Source organism: Caldisericia bacterium, assembly GCA_021158845.1.
Lineage (GTDB): Bacteria > Caldisericota > Caldisericia > B22-G15 > B22-G15 > B22-G15.
Genome location: JAGGSY010000016.1, coordinates 1 through 17,657, shown reverse-complemented (window position 1 = coordinate 17,657; position 17,657 = coordinate 1). Strand labels below are relative to the sequence as shown.

At 38.2% G+C, this 17,657-nt stretch carries 17 protein-coding genes and 2 tRNA genes; 16 read left to right on the top strand and 3 right to left on the bottom strand.

What is annotated here, in order from left to right; genetic code table 11:
• Positions 1-111: 111 nt before the first annotated feature.
• The 14 genes from J7J33_00575 (at position 112) to J7J33_00510 (ending at position 13,704) form a co-directional block, all read left to right on the top strand.
• On the top strand, positions 112-876 hold the full coding sequence (locus J7J33_00575) for a thermonuclease family protein (protein ID MCD6167789.1): 765 nt from the start codon (positions 112-114) through the stop codon (positions 874-876).
• Between the two features lie 23 nt (positions 877-899).
• A tRNA-Gly gene (locus J7J33_00570) sits at positions 900-974 on the top strand.
• Positions 975-992: 18 nt separating this feature from the next.
• Positions 993-1,409 (top strand): polymer-forming cytoskeletal protein, encoded by a 417-nt coding sequence (locus J7J33_00565; GenBank protein ID MCD6167788.1) that lies wholly within the window; start codon positions 993-995, stop codon positions 1,407-1,409.
• Positions 1,393-2,007 (top strand): phosphoribosyltransferase, encoded by a 615-nt coding sequence (locus J7J33_00560; GenBank protein MCD6167787.1) that lies wholly within the window; start codon positions 1,393-1,395, stop codon positions 2,005-2,007. Before J7J33_00565 ends, J7J33_00560 begins: the two co-directional genes overlap by 17 nt.
• Positions 2,004-2,603: an ATP-dependent Clp endopeptidase proteolytic subunit ClpP gene (gene clpP / locus J7J33_00555; protein ID MCD6167786.1), complete on the top strand. Its 600-nt coding sequence runs from the start codon at positions 2,004-2,006 to the stop codon at positions 2,601-2,603. The genes J7J33_00560 and clpP overlap by 4 nt, the downstream gene beginning before the upstream one ends.
• 1 nt (position 2,604) lies before the next feature.
• On the top strand, positions 2,605-4,920 hold the full coding sequence (gene lon / locus J7J33_00550) for an endopeptidase La (protein MCD6167785.1): 2,316 nt from the start codon (positions 2,605-2,607) through the stop codon (positions 4,918-4,920).
• Between the two features lie 3 nt (positions 4,921-4,923).
• Positions 4,924-6,537: a Na/Pi cotransporter family protein gene (locus J7J33_00545; GenBank protein ID MCD6167784.1), complete on the top strand. Its 1,614-nt coding sequence runs from the start codon at positions 4,924-4,926 to the stop codon at positions 6,535-6,537.
• 69 nt (positions 6,538-6,606) lie between these two features.
• Positions 6,607-8,172: a BMP family ABC transporter substrate-binding protein gene (locus J7J33_00540; GenBank protein ID MCD6167783.1), complete on the top strand. Its 1,566-nt coding sequence runs from the start codon at positions 6,607-6,609 to the stop codon at positions 8,170-8,172.
• A 66-nt stretch (positions 8,173-8,238) separates the two neighbouring features.
• Positions 8,239-9,774, top strand: coding sequence for an ABC transporter ATP-binding protein (locus tag J7J33_00535; GenBank protein MCD6167782.1), 1,536 nt, complete (start codon positions 8,239-8,241; stop codon positions 9,772-9,774).
• Entirely contained in the window at positions 9,771-10,901 is a 1,131-nt protein-coding gene (locus tag J7J33_00530; protein ID MCD6167781.1) for an ABC transporter permease, read from the top strand. Before J7J33_00535 ends, J7J33_00530 begins: the two co-directional genes overlap by 4 nt.
• Before the next feature lie 2 nt (positions 10,902-10,903).
• Positions 10,904-11,899: an ABC transporter permease gene (locus J7J33_00525; protein MCD6167780.1), complete on the top strand. Its 996-nt coding sequence runs from the start codon at positions 10,904-10,906 to the stop codon at positions 11,897-11,899.
• Positions 11,896-12,798 carry a pseudouridine-5'-phosphate glycosidase gene (locus J7J33_00520; GenBank protein MCD6167779.1) on the top strand — a complete coding sequence of 301 codons (903 nt, stop codon included), beginning with the start codon at positions 11,896-11,898 and terminating at the stop codon, positions 12,796-12,798. Before J7J33_00525 ends, J7J33_00520 begins: the two co-directional genes overlap by 4 nt.
• Positions 12,770-13,276, top strand: coding sequence for a CinA family protein (locus J7J33_00515; GenBank protein MCD6167778.1), 507 nt, complete (start codon positions 12,770-12,772; stop codon positions 13,274-13,276). The genes J7J33_00520 and J7J33_00515 overlap by 29 nt, the downstream gene beginning before the upstream one ends.
• A complete protein-coding gene (locus tag J7J33_00510) occupies positions 13,273-13,704 on the top strand; it encodes a transcriptional repressor (GenBank protein MCD6167777.1) in 432 nt (143 codons plus the stop codon). The genes J7J33_00515 and J7J33_00510 overlap by 4 nt, the downstream gene beginning before the upstream one ends.
• Here the strand turns inward: J7J33_00510 and ychF are convergent.
• The 3 genes from ychF to proB are packed head-to-tail and all read right to left on the bottom strand — an operon-like array spanning position 13,694 to position 17,243.
• A complete protein-coding gene (gene ychF, locus J7J33_00505) occupies positions 13,694-14,785 on the bottom strand; it encodes a redox-regulated ATPase YchF (protein ID MCD6167776.1) in 1,092 nt (363 codons plus the stop codon). The two genes, J7J33_00510 and ychF, sit on opposite strands and share 11 nt — an antisense overlap.
• On the bottom strand, positions 14,785-16,131 hold the full coding sequence (locus J7J33_00500; GenBank protein MCD6167775.1) for an aminopeptidase: 1,347 nt from the start codon (positions 16,129-16,131) through the stop codon (positions 14,785-14,787). Before J7J33_00500 ends, ychF begins: the two co-directional genes overlap by 1 nt.
• Before the next feature lie 11 nt (positions 16,132-16,142).
• The gene (proB, locus tag J7J33_00495) at positions 16,143-17,243 is read right to left on the bottom strand and encodes a glutamate 5-kinase (protein MCD6167774.1); all 1,101 of its coding nucleotides are present in this window, start codon (positions 17,241-17,243) and stop codon (positions 16,143-16,145) included.
• A 46-nt stretch (positions 17,244-17,289) separates the two neighbouring features.
• Between proB and J7J33_00490 the strand changes: the two genes are divergently transcribed.
• Together J7J33_00490 and J7J33_00485 are read left to right on the top strand one after the other, a co-directional pair.
• Positions 17,290-17,364 (top strand) — tRNA-Ala (locus tag J7J33_00490).
• Positions 17,316-17,657: hypothetical protein (locus J7J33_00485; GenBank protein ID MCD6167773.1), on the top strand; the 342-nt coding region annotated here is incomplete at its 3' end. The genes J7J33_00490 and J7J33_00485, both read left to right, overlap by 49 nt.

The following is a 17,657-nucleotide window of genomic DNA, read 5'->3' as shown; positions in this document are numbered from 1 at the left end:
GAAGGGTTGTTTTTGATATAAGGGATGATATTCTCCATTTAAAAAAGAGATGTGGAGAGAATAGACTTACAGAGGATGAAATAGAGTTTTTTAAAGAGAAACTGTTTGATAATGAATAAAAGAGCTATATTTTTCTTTATAATCCTTTTTCTCATTCTCATCTCTTGCTCACCCAAAACCGTTTCAGTTGTAAAGGTCATAGACGGAGATACTGTAATCATATCTACAGGGGAGAAGGTAAGATATATAGGGATAAATGCTCCTGAGATGGGTGAGCCCTTTTATATGGAGGCAAAGAGAGAAAACAGAAAGCTGGTTCTTGGAAAAGAGGTAGAGTTAGAGTTTGACAGGGAAGAGAGAGATCAATACAAAAGACTCCTTGCCTATATCTTTGTGGGTGATACATTCGTTAACTATGAACTTTTAAGAAGAGGTGTTGCTCTTATTTACAGGGATAGATACAATAAAGCACACAGAAATTTACTCTTGGAGGCTGAGAGAGAGGCAAGAGAGAATAGGATAGGGTTATGGAAGGATTTTCACAAGTATCCAGTGAGAATTGAAAGGATTAATTATAATGCAGAGGGGAGAGATGAGGAAAATTTAAATGGTGAATATGTTGTTTTGAAGAACATATCCAAAGAGGGCATGAATCTCTCAAATTTTAGAATTAAAGATGAATCCCACAATGTTTTTATATTCCCTGAAGGTTCATACATTGATGGAGAAGGAGAGGTGGTGATTTATACCGGTAAAGGTTTTACAGGAAACAATAAATTTTATTGGGATCATAAAACTCCAGTATGGAACAATGACCATGATACAGTTTATCTAATGGATGCTAACGGTAGTGTAGTTGATTTGTATAGATATTAGATAAAATGATATAATGTATTTGAGCGGGCATAGCTCAGGGGTAGAGCATCAGCTTCCCAAGCTGAGGGCCGCGGGTTCGAATCCCGTTGCCCGCTCCAAGGTAAAAGGAGGTATAGATGCCTTTTGGTAAAACAGCGAAGCATGAATTTCAAGGAGAGAGTGGGCAATCCTATATTGGAGAAGGAACTTCAGTTGATGGAAAGATAGTTGCTCAAGGAAATCTAAGAATTGATGGGAAGGTTAAGGGAGAGATAGACTGCAAAGGCACAGTAACTGTTGGTGAAAAAGGAGATGTGGAAGCAGAGGTCAAAGCTTCAACTCTTGTAGTCATGGGGGCAGTTATTGGAAATGTTCATGCAAAGGAAAGAGTTGAGATTCTAAACACAGGAAAGATTGAAGGCGATGTGGAGACACCGAAGATCGCCATTGAAGAAGGGGGCATACTTGACGGAAAATGCAATATGATTGAGAAACAAAAGGTTATTCCCTCTTCCCAGAAAATAGCAAAGGGAAAAAGTGAGGTTCAGAAGTAGAAGAGAAGCTGGAAGACTCCTCGGAGAAAAATTACTTGGATATGAACTTAAAAATCCCATTGTTTTTGGAATTCCAAGGGGAGGAGTTATCGTTGCTGATGAGGTTTCAAAAGTTTTAAATTGCCCTTTAGATGTCATTGTCTCCTCAAAGATTCCACATCCAATGAATTCTGAATATGCCATAGGAGCTATATCTGAGGAAGGGGTAGTTTCAATAAGAGAGGAGGTTTCCTTAGATAGAGATATTTTAGAAAATAGAAGAAAATTACTGAAGAAGAAGATAGAAAAATTTAGAGGAGGAAAGAGCCTTCCATCCCTTAAAGGAAAGACTGCTATTGTTGTTGATGATGGACTTGCCACAGGGGAAACTATGCTTGTTTCAATAATTGCCTTGAGGAAAAAGAAACCAGACAAAATTGTCTGTGCTGTCCCTGTGTCAAGTATTGATGCAAAGGAGAGGATAGAGAAAGAAGTTGATATTTTTGTTTCACTCCTTATTCCTGAAATCTTCTTTGCAGTAGGTCAATTTTATGAAGATTTCTCTGAAGTGAAGGATGAGGAAGTTATAGAGATTTTAAATAAGAGAGGTGTAAAATGAAAAAAGAATACAATCAGGTAGTTCCATGGGTTATAGAAAAAACTCCTTATGGAGAGAGAAGTTATGATATCTACTCAAGGCTTCTCAAGGATAGAATAATTTTCTTAGGTACCGAGATAAATGATGCAGTGGCGAATGCCATAATAGCTGAACTTCTATTTCTTGAAGCTGAGGATCCAGATAGAATGATAAATCTCTACATAAATAGCCCTGGAGGCAGTGTCACCGCAGGTTTAGCAATCTATGATACCATGCAATTTATAAAATCTCCTGTTTCCACCATATGTATTGGACAGGCTGCAAGTATGGCTGCAGTACTTCTTGCTGCAGGAGAGAAGGGAAAGAGATACGCTTTACCAAACTCAAGGATTTTAATTCATCAACCATGGGGAGGAGTTCAGGGGCAGGCAAAGGATATTGAGATTGTTGCAAGAGAAATAATGAGGATAAAGAGCACAATAAATGAGATTCTCTCCCATCATACTGGCCAGCCAATGGAGAAAATAGAGAAGGATACAGATAGGGATTACTATATGACTGCCCAGGAGGCAAAGGAGTATGGCATTGTAGATGAAGTTTTTAAAAAGAGAGGTTAACATGAAAAGTACAATCTATCCGCTTCTTCCTTTAAGAAATGTGGTTGTTCTTCCATACATGATACTTCCAATTTTTGTTGGTAGAAACAAATCACTTCTTGCAGTAAATGAAGCTGTTAAAAGTGATAATCTTCTTGTGCTTTTAACCCAGAAGGAGGAAGAGATTGAGGATCCAAAACCTGATGAACTTTATCAAGTGGGAGTGCTTGCAAGGATACTCCAGCATGCAAAACTTCCAGATGGAACTGAAAGGATCATTGTTGAAGCCTTAAGGAGGGTAAAGGTAAAGAAGTTTGTAAAGACTGAGCCTTTTTTTGAAGTTGATATTGAAGAAGTAAGGGAGAAGATCCAGATTACACCACGATTGGAGGCGCTTACAAGGGTACTTTCAGATCTATTCAGTGAGTATATAAGGCTTGGAAAAAAGATTCCCATTGATACCCTTTCTGTACTTCAGGATACACAAAATCCTTCAAAACTTGCAGATGTTATAGCAGCCAATCTTACAATTTCAATTCCAGAGAAGCAGAAGATCCTCGAGATTTTTGATGTTCAGGAGAGGCTTGAAGTTCTTGCAAAGATACTTGCAAAGGAAGTTGAACTTTTAAAGATCTCTCACGAAATTGAAGAGAAGGTAAAAACACAGGTGGATAAATCTCAGAGGGAGTACTTCCTAAGAGAGCAGTTAAAGGCTATAAAGAGAGAACTGGGTGAAACTGAGGAATTCTCTGAAGAGATAAAGGAGTACAAGGAAAAGATAAAGAAGAGAAAACTTCCTCAATATGTTATGGAGAAGATTGATCAGGAACTTAAGAGACTTGCAAAGATGCCGCCCATGGCTATGGAAGCTGCAGTTATAAGAAACTACCTTGATTGGCTTATCTCTCTCCCATGGGATAAAGAGACAAAGGATAAGATGGATATTAAATCTGCAAAGAATGTACTGGACGAGGATCACTATGGTTTACAGGATATAAAGGAGAGAATACTTGAATACCTTGCTGTGAGGAAGCTTACAAAGAAACCAAGATCACCAATCCTATGTTTTATAGGTCCTCCAGGTGTGGGGAAGACCTCTCTTGGAAGATCCATTGCAAGAGCACTTGGAAGGAAATTTGTACATGTTTCCCTCGGTGGTATAAGAGATGAAGCTGAGATTAGAGGACACAGAAGGACATATGTAGGTGCAATGCCGGGGAGGATAATTCAGGGGATAAGAGATGCTGGAACAAAAAATCCAGTTTTTCTCCTCGATGAAATAGATAAAATTGGAGTTGATTTTAGAGGAGATCCATCAGCTGCTTTGCTTGAAGCTCTGGATCCAGATCAGAATCATCACTTCTCAGACCACTACATTGAAGTTCCCTTTGATCTATCTGATGTTTTATTCATAACAACTGGAAATGTAACTCACACCATACCTCCCCCACTTCTTGACAGGATGGAGGTGATTTATCTTCCTGGCTATACAGAGGATGAGAAACTTGAAATTGCAAAGAGATATCTATTCCCAAAGCAGTTAAAATACAATGGACTTACTGAGAAGGATGTAAAGATAAGTGATGGTGCCTACTTGAAAATTATAAGAGAGTATACAAGGGAGGCAGGTCTTAGAGAACTTGAGAGAAAAATAGCTAAAGTATTAAGAAAGGTAGCAAAAGAAAAGGTTTCTAATGGCAACAAATTCAATGGTGTCCGCATTACAGTGCGAAATCTAAAAGACTATCTTGAATTTCCTATATACAGATTTGGAATAAAGGAGGAAAAAGACGAGGTTGGTGTTGCTACAGGACTTGCTTGGACACCCTTTGGTGGAGATATAACAAAGATTGAGGTACTTGTGATGAAGGGCAGCGGTAAACTTATACTTACAGGTCAACTTGGAGATGTTATGAAAGAATCTGCTCAAGCAGCTCTCTCCTATGTGAGAGCACATATGGATGAATTTAACATAAAGGATAAAGATTTCTATAAGAGATGTGATATACATGTTCATGTACCTGAAGGAGCAGTTCCAAAGGATGGTCCTTCTGCAGGAGTTGCAATTGTTAGTGCAATGGTTTCTGCTCTTACAGGAATTCCAGTAAAGAAGGAAGTTGCCATGACCGGGGAAATAACTTTAAGGGGGAAGGTTTTACCAGTTGGTGGAATAAAGATAAAAGTTCTTGCCGCACATAGAGCTGGTATTAAAAGAGTAATAATTCCAAAAGAGAATGAGAATGATCTTTATAAAATCTCTAAGAGAATAAAGAACGATTTGAAGTTTATCCTGATTGACAGAGTGGAGGAGGCACTTAAAGTTTCTTTAAGGAGGTGACTTTTGATCGCTAATATTATTCTTGAGTTAGTTGGCGGCATTGCTCTTTTTATTTATGGTATTCATCTTGCAAGTGATGGTATTCAAAAGGCAGCATCTGAAAATTTAAGGATATTTCTTGAAAAGGCTACTTCAAATCCGGTTATTGCTGTATTTATAGGTTTTCTTGTCACAGCAGTTATCCAGTCAAGTTCAGCCACCACAGTTATGGTTATCAGTCTTGTGAACTCAGGCATGATGACGCTACCACAAGCTGTGGGTGTGATATTTGGTGCAAATATTGGTACCACAGTTACAGCACAGATAATAGCTCTCAAGATAACTAAATACGGAATTCCATTCTTTGCATTGGGTTTTCTCCTCTACTTCCTTCCATTTAAAAGGAAGATAAAATATCTGGGACTCTCTATAATGGGTTTTGGACTTATATTTATAGGAATTGAGATAATGGCGGGAAGTGTAGAGCCCTTAAAACATTCTCAGGCAGTAAGGGAATTGTTTGTAAAGTTTGGAAAAATTCCTATATTAGGAGTCCTTGTCAGTGCAGTTTTCACCGCTATTGAACAGAGTAGTAGTGTAAGTATAGGTATTGTTCAAGCTCTTGCAATGAAAGGACTGCTGGATATTTCATCTGCCTTTCCCCTTGTTATTGGTGCAAATATTGGAACCACTGTTACTGCAATGATAGCAAGCATAGGAACAACAGTTTCTGCAAAGAGAGCTGCTGTATCACACCTCATCTTTAACATCGTTGGTGCCATAATTTTTCTTATAATTCTCCATCCTTATATCAACTTTATAAGAAGTCTTGGGGGAGATACTGTAAGGCAAATTGCTAATTCCCATACCCTTTTTAATATTATAAATACACTAATTTTTCTTCCATTTATTAAACTATTTGTTGATTTTGTTAAAAGGCTTGTTCCAGGGAAGGAAATTGTTGTTGAAACAGGAGTCCAGTACCTTACAAAGAGTATGCTTAAAAGTCCACTCCTTGCCTTTTCTTCTTTAAGAAAGGAGACGCAGAGACTCTCTGAAATAGTCTATAAAAATCTTATGGCGCTTAAAGAGATGATCTTTACAAAGAATAAAAGGATAATCAAAGAAATTGAAACAAGAGAGAATACCATAAACTTTATAAATAGAGAAATTTCAAAATATGTTCCTCTTATTGCTGCTCTTGATTTACCTGAGAGAGAGGCATTTCTTGTCCCACAGATGCTCATTATATCTTCCCAGCTTGAAAGAATAGGAGATATTATCTTCAATACATCACAAATAGAACTTCAAAGACTTGAGGACCACATAACCTATTCGCGGTACGCGTATAAGGAACTTTTAAGGATGTGTGATACTATTTGTGAAAGCTACGAACTTATTATGAAAAATCTATTCAATTTAAACGATGAAGTTTACAAAAAGATAAAGGAGAATGAAGAACTCATTGATGAACTTGAGGAGATAATGAGGGAGCATCACATAGATAGGTTAAATAAGGGAATATGCTCCAGTGAAGCTGGAATAATCTATCTTGATGTGGTAAGTAATCTTGAGAGAATTGGTGATCACATTATGAAAATTGCCAACATAGTTTACTCCTCAAAAATTATGCTATAATTTCATTAAAAGGAGGTGGTAAGAAGTCAAAAACCAAATTTTAAAAACATTGAAAGGAGGTAGGGAAGAATGAAAAAATTATTGTCAGGATTGATTGTTTTGGCGCTTATTGTTATGAGTGGATTTGTGATTTTGCCAAAACAAAATGCAGTAGCGCTTACAAATGCAGAGACCATCATCATAAAATTCCAGATTGGTTCACCCTATATGTATGTTAATGGAGAAAAGAAAGAAATTGATCCTGGAAGAGGAACAGTTCCTGTTATTGTGAAGAAATGGGGAAGAACAGTTCTTCCTGCAAGAGCAATTGTTGAGAATCTTGGTGGAATAATTGGATGGGATGGAAAAGAGAGAAAGGTAACCATTGACTTTAAGACAACTGAGATACTACTCTGGATTGACAAACCAAAGGCAAAGGTAAATGGAGTAGAGAAGTGGATTGATCCAGACAATCACGATGTAAGACCCATTATAATAAATGGAAGAACCATGCTTCCAATCAGGTTTGTCGGTGAGAATATGGGATGTCTCGTAGGATGGGATGGCAAGACAAGAACAGTAAGCCTCACATACACAGTTCCACCAAAGGTGAAGATAGGACTTGTCACAGATGTTGGTGGAAGAGGAGATAAATCCTTTAACGATTCTGCTCTTCGTGGATTGGAGAACTGGGCAGCTGGTGTAAAGATGATTGCAGGAGAAGGATACAAACCTCTCTCCCATGAGGAGTATATGAAGATAATTGAAGAGGAGGCACCAGATCTTCTTGACAAGAGAATCCACAAATTTGATATTCAGCCAATGGTTCTTGAATCAAAGGCAAATGAGGACTATGTTCCAAACTTAAAGAGACTTGCAGATGAGGGATGTAAACTTGTAATCGGAGTTGGATTCATGCTTACAGATGCAATTAAAGAGGTTGCGCCTCTCTATCCAGATACCTACTTCATGCTCATTGACGGAGTTATTGAGAATCCTCCACCCAATGTTGTGTGCTACACATTCAAGGAGAATGAAGGTTCATTCCTTGTTGGTGCATTGGCTGGACAGATGACAAAGAAGAACAAGGTTGGATTTGTAGGCGGAATGGACCTCTTTATCATACATAAGTTTGAGTATGGATACAAAGCAGGAGTTAAGACTGTAAATCCAGACTGCGAAGTTCTCGTTGGATACACAGGAAACTTCACCAATGCAGATGATGGTCAGAAGATTGCAAAACAGCAGTTTGATTCAGGTGCAGATATTGTCTATCACGCATCTGGTGCATGTGGACTTGGCGTAATTAAAGAGGCACAGGCAAGAGGTGAGGGCTACTATGCCATAGGTGTTGACTCAGATCAGGATTATCTTGCACCGGGAAGAGTTCTCACATCCATGATAAAGCATGTTGACTATGCAGTCTGGCTCTCCATAGAGTCTGTGCTTAAAGGAACATTCAAACCGGGAATCGTCTCCCTTGGAGTTAAGGAAGGTGGAGTTGGTCTCTCACCAATGAAGTACACAAAGGATAAGATTCCACCTGAGGTTCTTGAGAAGGTTGAGAAGCTCAGAAAGATGATTGCAGATGGAGTATTCAAGGTTCCAGCTACAGAAGATGAGTTTAATAACTTCGTTCCTCCTCAGATTCCATAAACTTATCTTAGAATCAGTGGGTGGGAGTTGCTCCCACCCTTTTTTAATATTCTTTGGAGGGTAAATATGGATTATGCAGTGGAACTTAAAAATATTACAAAGGAGTTTCCTGGAGTTTTAGCCAATGACAACATATCCCTGAGCATAAAGAGGGGAGAGGTTTTTGCCATTGTCGGAGAGAATGGAGCAGGGAAGACAACACTTATGAACATAATATATGGTCTCTACACCCAAGATTCTGGTGAGATCTATATATTTGGTAAAAAAATAACGCATCACTCTCCCAGAAAAGCCATAGAGATGGGTATAGGTATGGTCCATCAGCACTTCATGCTCATTCCAAAATTCACAGTCTATGAGAATATAATACTTGGTGAGGAGTTCAGAAAGAATGGTTTTGTTCTTGATAGGAAGAGGGCGATAGAAGAGGTTAAGAGAATTTCAGAGATGTATGGATTAAAGGTTGATCCTGAAGAGAAGGTAGAGAATCTCCCTGTGGGCATTCAGCAGAGGGTTGAAATCTTAAAGGTTCTATTCAGAGGAGCAGAGATTTTAATTCTTGATGAGCCAACCGCGGTGTTAACTCCTCAGGAGACAGAGGAGCTTTTTGAAACCATAAGGACTTTGAAGAAAAAAGGAAAGACTGTTATATTCATATCCCATAAATTGAAGGAAGTCCTTTCCATAGCAGACAGAATTGCAGTGCTTAAAAACGGAAGAGTTATGGGAATTAAAGATGCCTCTGAAACTGATGAGAGGGAACTTGCAAGGTTAATGGTTGGAAGGGATGTTGTTCTTGAAGTGCCAAAAAAAGAGAAGGAACCAGGGGAGGTTATACTTGAGGTAAAAGACCTTGTTGTTATGAGTGATAAAGGAATTCCTGCCATTAAAGGAATATCTTTTAAACTAAGAAGAAGTGAGATTCTTGGGATTGCTGGGGTTGAAGGAAATGGTCAGAAGGAATTGGTCGAAGCACTAACAGGATTAAGACCTATAAAGAGTGGGAGGATAATAATAAGAGGTAAAGAGGTTAAGGAGTTTGATCCGTGGTTCTTTAGAAGAGAGGGAATTGCCCATATTCCAGAGGATAGAAGGAAGAGAGGTTTGATTCTTCCCTTCACCGTATCCTACAACCTCTTTCTTGGGAGACAAAGAGAATCATACTTTTCAAGGGGATCATTTTTAAACAAAAAGAATATAAATGAATATGGAAAGGCAAAGGTTCTTGAGTATGATATAAGACCGCATAATCCCAATCTCAAAGTGGATGCTTTATCAGGTGGTAACCAGCAGAAAGTAGTTGTGGCAAGGGAGATTTCCTATGATCCTGATATACTCGTTGCCTCCCAACCTACAAGGGGGCTTGATGTTGGAGCTACTGAATTTGTCCATAAGAAGCTTGTGGAGCAGAGAGATTCAGGGAAAGCTGTTCTTTTAATTTCTCTTGAGCTTGATGAGATAATGATGCTTTCTGATAGAATAGCAGTGCTCTTTAATGGTGAGATTGTAGGCGAACTTCCAGCGGATAAGGCAACAGAGGAGGAGCTTGGACTCCTCATGCTTGGTTTAAAGAGGTATGATAGAAAAGAGGTGGAGGCATGAAAAGTCTTAATTTTTTGAATGAAATTCTTTACTGGTGGAACAGGGAGAAGGAGAGAGTATCTGAATTTCTTGTTCCCATAATCGCCATAATAGTTGCATTTCTTGTTGCTGCTCTCATGATAAAGGCAACGGGTAAGAGTCCTTGGGCTGCTTACAAACTTCTGTTTCAGGGCGCCTTTGGTTCATCTCTAAAGGAGTTCTTTTCTCTCAAACAAGCTGGTGAGGGGCTACTAAAAGGTGCAATTCTTACACTCACAGGACTATCTGTGGCAGTTGCATTTAGAGTGGGATTGTTTAACATAGGCGCTGAGGGTCAATTTATAATAGGTGCCATAGTTGCAGCATATCTTGGATTCAAATTAAACATATCTCCATGGATTGACATTCCAATTATAATTGGAGCTGTATCCATAATTTCAGGGCTGTATGCTGCCTTTGCCGGTTGGCTGAAGATAACAAGGGGAGTTCATGAGGTTATAACCACCATAATGTTAAACTGGATAGCTATACATCTTGTGGAAAACTGGATAGTTGTTGGTCCCTTCAACATCTTAAGATACAATCCACAGGCAGTTCTTGCAGGGACTCCCTATGTCAAAGAGGCATCAAGACTTAAACCTCTGTTTCATGGAACAAGACTTAATGGTTCAATAATCATTGCCATAATAGGGGTAATACTTATATACATTCTAATGAACAAAACTGTTCTTGGATATGAGATCCAAGCAACAGGTAAGAATCCAGAAGCTGCAAGGTATAGCGGGATAAATACTGCAAAGACAATGATTATAGCCATGTTTATATCTGGTGCTCTTTCAGGAATTGGTGGTGCATGTATGATTCTTGGAACAGAGGGGCACTATCCAGGTGTCTTTAGACCCGGTTATGGGTTTGATGGAATCACCATGGCACTTATAGGAGGTAATACAGCCATAGGAACTCTTCTATCCTCTCTCTTCTTTGGTTTTGTAAGGGCAGGAGCTACCGGTATGCAGCTTATTGGAATACACAAGACCTTTGCAGATATAATTCAAGGTGTAGCGACCCTCTTTGTGGCAGGACAGGTTGGAATAAAGTATCTATTGTTCAAGATTGGAGAAAAGAAGATGGTTAAAAAGGAGGCTTAAGAATGAGTGTTGCAAAGGTTATTGTCTCTTTTATCTCTTCAATGCTTCAGTTTGGGACACCCATCATACTTGCAGGACTTGGTGGAGTTATGTGCGAAAATGCCGGTGTCACAAACATAGCCCTTGAGGGAATTATGAGAATGGGGGGATTCTTTGCTGTTTTAGGCTCATATATATCATCCACAAAGATAGACCCTATACTTGGGGGAAGGGATCCCCTTGCCGGTAATCCCTGGGTTGGAATAGTTTTTGCCATTGCCATAGGTATTCTTGTTGGACTCCTCCATGCATACATTTCTGTTTCCCTAAGGGGGAATCAGATTGTTTCTGGAGTTGCAATAAATGTCTTCGCTCTCGGTGGAATGACCTTCTTCCTTGAGAGATACTTTAATACCACAGGACACTCTCCCTCTGTTGCATCTTTTATGAATAAGCCAGTTTTCCCATCATTGGCAAAACTACCTGTAGTTGGTGAACTCTTCTCCTCTTTAAATATATTTGTCCTCCTTGCTCTAATTCTTCCATTTGTGATCCATTTCTACCTTTACCACACACCTTGGGGTTTGAGACACAGAGCAGTAGGTGAACATCCAAAAGCTGCAGATACTCTCGGAATAAATGTCTATCTTGTTAGATATCTTGCAGTTATAGCTTCGGGAATTCTTGCCGCCCTTGCAGGTGCCTCAATGTCCATAGGTCAACTTGATCTATTTGATAATCACATGCCAGCAGGACTTGGATTCATAGCTCTTGCTGCAATGATATTTGGAAAATGGACTCCAATTGGTACATTCTTTGCAGCTCTTTTCTTCACTTTAGCCTCTGTCATTCAGGTTTACATCCAGACATCATTTCCGCAGGTGTTGAATATAATACCAAGAGGGTTCTTCCTTGCCCTTCCATATATTCTAACTCTTCTTGTTCTTGCAGGATTTGTTGGAAGAGCAACGCCACCTGCTGCTGATGGAATACCATATGAAAAAGGAGAGAAACTATGAAGAACTTTTTATCCTTTTCTTCTGAATTTAAGAGTCCTTTCTTTCCACATGTTTGTCTGGAAAGTACTGTAATAACCTTTGGTCTTCCATATCCAGATAATGTGAAGCTTGCAAAGGATATGGAGTCCAAAGTAAGGGAAGGGGGTAGTATACCTCTTACACTTGGCATCAAGGAGGGTAAAATAGTTATTGGATTCTCTGAGGAGGACTTTGAATTCTTTGGAAAAGGTAAAGGAATCGTTAAAGCAAATATGAGGGATATACCCTATCTTCTGGCACAAAAGAAGAGTGGAGCGCTTACTGTTTCAGGTTCCATTTCTGTAATGAGGTTGTTTAATCTCATGTTTTTTGTTACAGGTGGAACAGGAGGGGTTCATAGAGGTATGCCCAATGTCTTAGATATTTCAGCAGATCTTGTTGCCATGAGTAAGTACAAGGTGGTTGTTGTATCATCCGGTTTTAAATCAATTCTTGATATAGAGAAGACATGGGAACTTCTTGAGACCCTTGGTATTGGTGTAGTTGGGTTTAAGACAAAGAAACTACCAGGATTTTACTTTAGAGAAACTGATATTTCCCTTGATGCATATGTGGATTCTGTTGAAGAGTTGGTGGATTTTATAAAGGTATGGGATAAGGTTTCAAACACCTCCCTTTTAGTGGTTAATCCTATACCAGAGGAAGATGAGATAGACAGAGGATATTTTGAAGGTCTTATGAAGGAGATTCTTTCTGACATTGATAAGGAGGGGATAAGAGGTAAGGATGTTACTCCCTACATACTCTCTGAGCTACACAAGAGAAGTGAGGGTAGAACTCTTAAGTCAAATATCTCACTGCTTCTTAACAATGCAAAACTTGGAGGAAAACTTGCTTCCCTATACTTTAGAAAGGACTGATAAAGAACTTTTATTTAAGATAAAGCATTTTCTTATCTCAAGGGAGAGAACCCTTTCCACTGCTGAATCGTGTACAGGGGGTTATCTCTCCTCTTTCCTCTCCCTGCTTCCGGGCTCTTCGGATTTCTTTAAAGGAGGTATCGTTACCTATCAGACAGAGGTTAAGATAGATGTTCTTGGTGTGGATAAAAGCATAGTTGAAAAGTTTGGTGTTGTAAGTGAGGAGATGTCCATTGAAATGGCTAAAAGGGTAAAAGAGAAACTAAACTCCTACTATGGTATATCAGTCACAGGGAATCTTGGTCCCTCAGTGCTTGAGAATAAGAGAAAAGGACTTGTCTACTCATCTGTATATTCGGAGGAGGGTATCCTATCCAAAAGGTTTTTACTTTCTGGAACAAGGAGCAGGATAAGGGATCTTTTAATATTAAACATTTTAAAACTTTTCTTTATATATTTGGAGAGGGAGGAAACATGATAGAAAAGACCTTAACCGATCTTGGTTACAGAATGAGTAAAGGAAGAAGGGAAATAATTTCCTTTTTAAAGAAGAACAGGGGAAAACATCTCTCAGCAGAGGATATATATAGAGCTTTAAAGAAAAAAGGTGTGAGTCTTACAACAGTTTATAGAACATTAAAGATTCTTGAGAGAGCTGGAATAGTAAAGAAATCCACATTTTCCAAAAGACACATGAGCTACGAACTCTCCCATGAACCGCATATTCATCTTATATGTAGTGATTGTGGAAAGATTGAAGAGATAAAGGGAATTCCACCAGAGAAATTTATGAAACTTTTAGGTATAAAGAAATCTGGAGAAGATTTTACCCCTGTTTCCTACATAGTTGAAATCTACGGAATTTGTAAAAACTGTAGACTTAAGCTGAAGAAAACTAAACGTTAAATTTAAAGTATATTATGTCTCCGTCCTGAACCACGTATTCTCTACCTTCTATCTTTATAAGACCTTTTTCCCTTGCTTGATGTAAAGAGTTGACTCTCTTTATATCCTCAAAATTTATAACTTCTGCCTTTATAAAACCTTTTTCCATATCTGAATGGATTTTACCTGCTGCCTGGGGAGCCAAAGTGCCTCTTTTTATAGCCCAGGCTTGTAGGATATTGTTTGCATATGTAAAGAAGGTTATTAAATCGAGTAGTTTATAGGATTCTTTTATTAATTTTTCTAAACCAGTTTCTTTAATACCTATATCAGAGAGAAACTCTTTTTTCTCTTTTTCATCCATGTTTACTATCTCTGCTTCAAGTTTACAGGAAATAAATATGAGTGGATAACCCTTTAGTTTTGTAAATTCCTTAAGCCTCTTCATCTCCTCTGTTTCTTCACCTATCAATTCATCTTCTCCAATATTTCCAACTATTATTAATGGTTTTATTGTAAGGAGGTTATAATTTTTGTAAACATCTATCCATTCCTCTCTGAGTTCCTCTTCTCTTAACCATTTCCCCTTATTCAATGTCTCTCTGGCGAAACTTAAAGCTTCATACTCATGTTTTAATTCCTTTTTCCCAGATTTGTATGCATGAGAGATTTTCTCAAGGTTTCTTTCCACTATTTCAAGGTCAGACATAACTATCTCAAGGTGAACTATTTCTATATCTCTTACAGGGTCAACTTCTCCCTCCACATGAGCTATACTCTCGTCTTTGAAACATCTTACAACTTCAACAATACCAGATGTTGCTCTTATTTCGGAGAGGAACCTGTTTCCAAGTCCCTCTCCCTTTGATGCACCCTTTACAAGCCCTGCAATGTCGTAAAATTTAATAAATGCCGGAATGACCTTATCAGGTTTTATAATATCTGCTATAACTTTTAACCTTTCATCTGGCACAGCTACAACCCCTATATTGGGGTTTACTGTAGAGAAGGGAAATGCCTCTATATTAACCTCATTTCCAGTAAGTGCCTTAAAAAGAGTGGATTTTCCAGCATTTGGAAGACCTATTATTCCTATCTCCATTAGAACTTCTCCAGAAACACCCTATATCCATGGAATGTTGCGTACAAATCACCTTTTGATGCAACCTCAAAAGGAGCATGCATGGAGAGAACTGCTGGACCACAATCTATAACATCCATTCCTTTTCTTGCGAAGAACAAAGCTACTGTTCCTCCACCACCTTCATCCACTTTACCCAACTCTCCTGTTTGCCATACAACCTTTTCCTCGTTAAAGAGTTTTCTTACCTTTCCAACATATTCGGCGGTTGCATCATTGGAGTGATACTTTCCACCACTTCCTGTAAATTTTGTAATTACCACTCCTTGATTTATAAATGCCGTATTTTTTGGTTCAAAGACCTCTTTATAGTTTGGGTCAAATGCTGCGTTAACATCACCTGATAAAACACTGGATTTTAAGTATATTGATAAAAGTTTAGAGTAATCTTTTACAAATTTAAGTAAAGTTTCCTCAAAAAACATGGATTGAGCAGATGTATTTCCTTCTGAGCCTATCTCCTCTTTGTCTACAAGATAAACAATAGCCCATTTCTCCGGTTTATCAATGTCAAGTATTCCTCTAAGAGCAGCGTATGAGCAGATCCTGTCATCGTGTCCATAGGAGAGGATGAAACTCTTGTCAAATCCAACCTCCCTTGCCTCTCCAGCAGGCACCAAGGAGAGTTCACTTGAAATAAAATCCTCTTCCTTGATTCCATATAGTTCATTTAGTATGCTTAGGATGTTTTTCTTAATCTTTTCTTCCTTTTCGTCCTTTAATGGTTTTGAACCCACGAGTAAGTTAAGATTCTCTCCAGGTATAACCTCTTTTGCCTTTTTCTCCATCTGTTTTCTTCCAAGATGAGGAAGGAGATCAGGTATTGTAAAGAAATATCCGTCATTCTCTGTATTAATCTCTAAAATACTTCCATCTTCCTTTACAATAACCCCTCTCAACACTAAGGGTATAGTTGCCCATTGATACTTCTTTATACCTCCATAATAGTGTGTTTCAAAGAAGGCAAGTTTCCCTTCCTCATAAAGAGGTTTTTGCTTTAAGTCTATTCTTGGTGAGTCAAGGTGTGCTGTGATAAGATTGAAACCCTCTTCTATTCTTCTTTTTCCCTTGAGAAAAATAATAATGGATTTCTCTTTAAATTTCCTGTAGAGTTTATCTGATTGAACACCTTTCTCATCGATATTGGAAAAACCTTTTTGTTTAAGTAATTTTTCTGCCTCTTTAACAAACTCTCTTTCAGTTTTTACCCTGGACATAAATAAGACGTAATCTTTAGAGATTTCCTCAATCTCTTTCTCGTTGTAGACCTCCCACACATTCTTCTCTTTGTAGTTTAATCCTTCCATACAAACCTCCTTTATATTATTGAAAGATCATCCCTATGTATAACCTCTTCAAAGGGTAGAAAGCCAAGGATTCTTTCTATCTCCTTTGTTTTCTTTCCTTTTATGTTTTTTAATACTTCTGAAGAGTATTTAACAATTCCCTGTCCAATGAAATTTCCCTTTCTATCTATCACTTTCACAGTTTCTCCTGCCATAAAATTTCCCTTTACATCAACAATTCCTGCAGCAAGTAAACTCTTGCCTCTATCTTTTATGGCTTCTTTTGCTCCTTCATCAATGATTATCTCACCCTTTGGAGTTAAACCGTAGAGTATCCATCTTTTCCTTGAATCAAGATGTTTCTTTTTTGGTAAGAATAGGGTTCCCACATCTTCTCCTTCTATGGCACCAACAATGGTCTTATAAGGATTTTTTCCGCTTCCTATTATAACCTTTACTCCTACGCTTGTAGCTATCTTTGCTGCTTTTATCTTTGTCTCCATTCCTCCTACTCCAAGAGATGTTTTTGTTTTCGCTGCATAGGAGAAGATTTCATCAGTAAATTCCTTTACCACCTTTATTCTCTTTGCATCTTTATGTGTTGTGGGGTCCTTAGTGTAAACTCCATCAGTGGTCGTCAGTATTATTAGCATATCTGCGTCAATTATTGTTGATACTATGGCAGAGAGCGTATCATTATCACCAAATTTAATTTCCTCTACTGCTACGACATCATTTTCATTTACTATGGGAACAATACCTTTTTGAAGTAAAGTTTCAAAAGTTCTTTGGGCATTTATGTATCTTTCCCTGTTTATTATATCTTCCCTTGTTAAGAGAATCTGGGCGATTTTTATGTCAAGAAGGGAGAAGAATTGTGAGTATATGTGCATTAAAAGTCCCTGACCTACAGCTGCTGCAGCTTGTTTAAGAGTAATGGTTTTAGGTCTCTTTTTAAATCCCAAAGGTTTTAATCCAAGGCCTATAGCTCCAGAGGTTACAAGAACAGGCTTTATGTCTTTCTTTATCATGTATGAAAATGCCTCTGAGATTTCACCTAAAATTTCAGGTTTTGGGAAACCAGTTTCTTCATTGGTGAGAGATGCTGTGCCTATCTTTACAACAACCTTCATAAATTAATTGTATCATATAAAATTTGTGGTATAATTTTTAGAGCGTGGGGCAGTAGCTCAGTGGGAGAGCACCTGATTTGCACTCAGGAGGCCACGGGTTCAAATCCCGTCTGCTCCACCAAATTTTTTATCATTGGTTCACCCATATACTGGGAAAGACCTTTAAAAAGTGTCATTTCTTTCCTTGATAATCACAAGTTGGAACTTAGGGACAAAAAGATAGCCATATTTATAGTTTGTATTGCTCAGATGTTTGGCAAACCTACAGAGAGGTATATCAAGATTCACTATCTAAGACCTCTTGAAAAAAGGGTTTCTAATCTTATCATTGAGAGTGGAATTTTTAAAGGATGGCTCAAGACCCCTAATTTTAATGAAAGAGAGAAGGTTAAAAACCGGGTAAGAAGATTAATC

What these genes read in the sequence shown, in the direction of transcription:
- J7J33_00575 (MCD6167789.1), top strand. Translation starts at nt 112, where the DNA reads ATGAATAAAAGAGCTATATTTTTCTTTATAATCCTTTTTCTCATTCTC.
- J7J33_00565 (MCD6167788.1), top strand. Translation starts at nt 993, where the DNA reads ATGCCTTTTGGTAAAACAGCGAAGCATGAATTTCAAGGAGAGAGTGGG.
- clpP (MCD6167786.1), top strand. Translation starts at nt 2,004, where the DNA reads ATGAAAAAAGAATACAATCAGGTAGTTCCATGGGTTATAGAAAAAACT.
- lon (MCD6167785.1), top strand. Translation starts at nt 2,605, where the DNA reads ATGAAAAGTACAATCTATCCGCTTCTTCCTTTAAGAAATGTGGTTGTT.
- J7J33_00540 (MCD6167783.1), top strand. Translation starts at nt 6,607, where the DNA reads ATGAAAAAATTATTGTCAGGATTGATTGTTTTGGCGCTTATTGTTATG.
- J7J33_00535 (MCD6167782.1), top strand. Translation starts at nt 8,239, where the DNA reads ATGGATTATGCAGTGGAACTTAAAAATATTACAAAGGAGTTTCCTGGA.
- J7J33_00530 (MCD6167781.1), top strand. Translation starts at nt 9,771, where the DNA reads ATGAAAAGTCTTAATTTTTTGAATGAAATTCTTTACTGGTGGAACAGG.
- J7J33_00525 (MCD6167780.1), top strand. Translation starts at nt 10,904, where the DNA reads ATGAGTGTTGCAAAGGTTATTGTCTCTTTTATCTCTTCAATGCTTCAG.
- J7J33_00520 (MCD6167779.1), top strand. Translation starts at nt 11,896, where the DNA reads ATGAAGAACTTTTTATCCTTTTCTTCTGAATTTAAGAGTCCTTTCTTT.
- J7J33_00510 (MCD6167777.1), top strand. Translation starts at nt 13,273, where the DNA reads ATGATAGAAAAGACCTTAACCGATCTTGGTTACAGAATGAGTAAAGGA.
- ychF (MCD6167776.1), bottom strand. Translation starts at nt 14,785, where the DNA reads ATGGAGATAGGAATAATAGGTCTTCCAAATGCTGGAAAATCCACTCTT.
- J7J33_00500 (MCD6167775.1), bottom strand. Translation starts at nt 16,131, where the DNA reads ATGGAAGGATTAAACTACAAAGAGAAGAATGTGTGGGAGGTCTACAAC.
- proB (MCD6167774.1), bottom strand. Translation starts at nt 17,243, where the DNA reads ATGAAGGTTGTTGTAAAGATAGGCACAGCATCTCTCACCAATGAAGAA.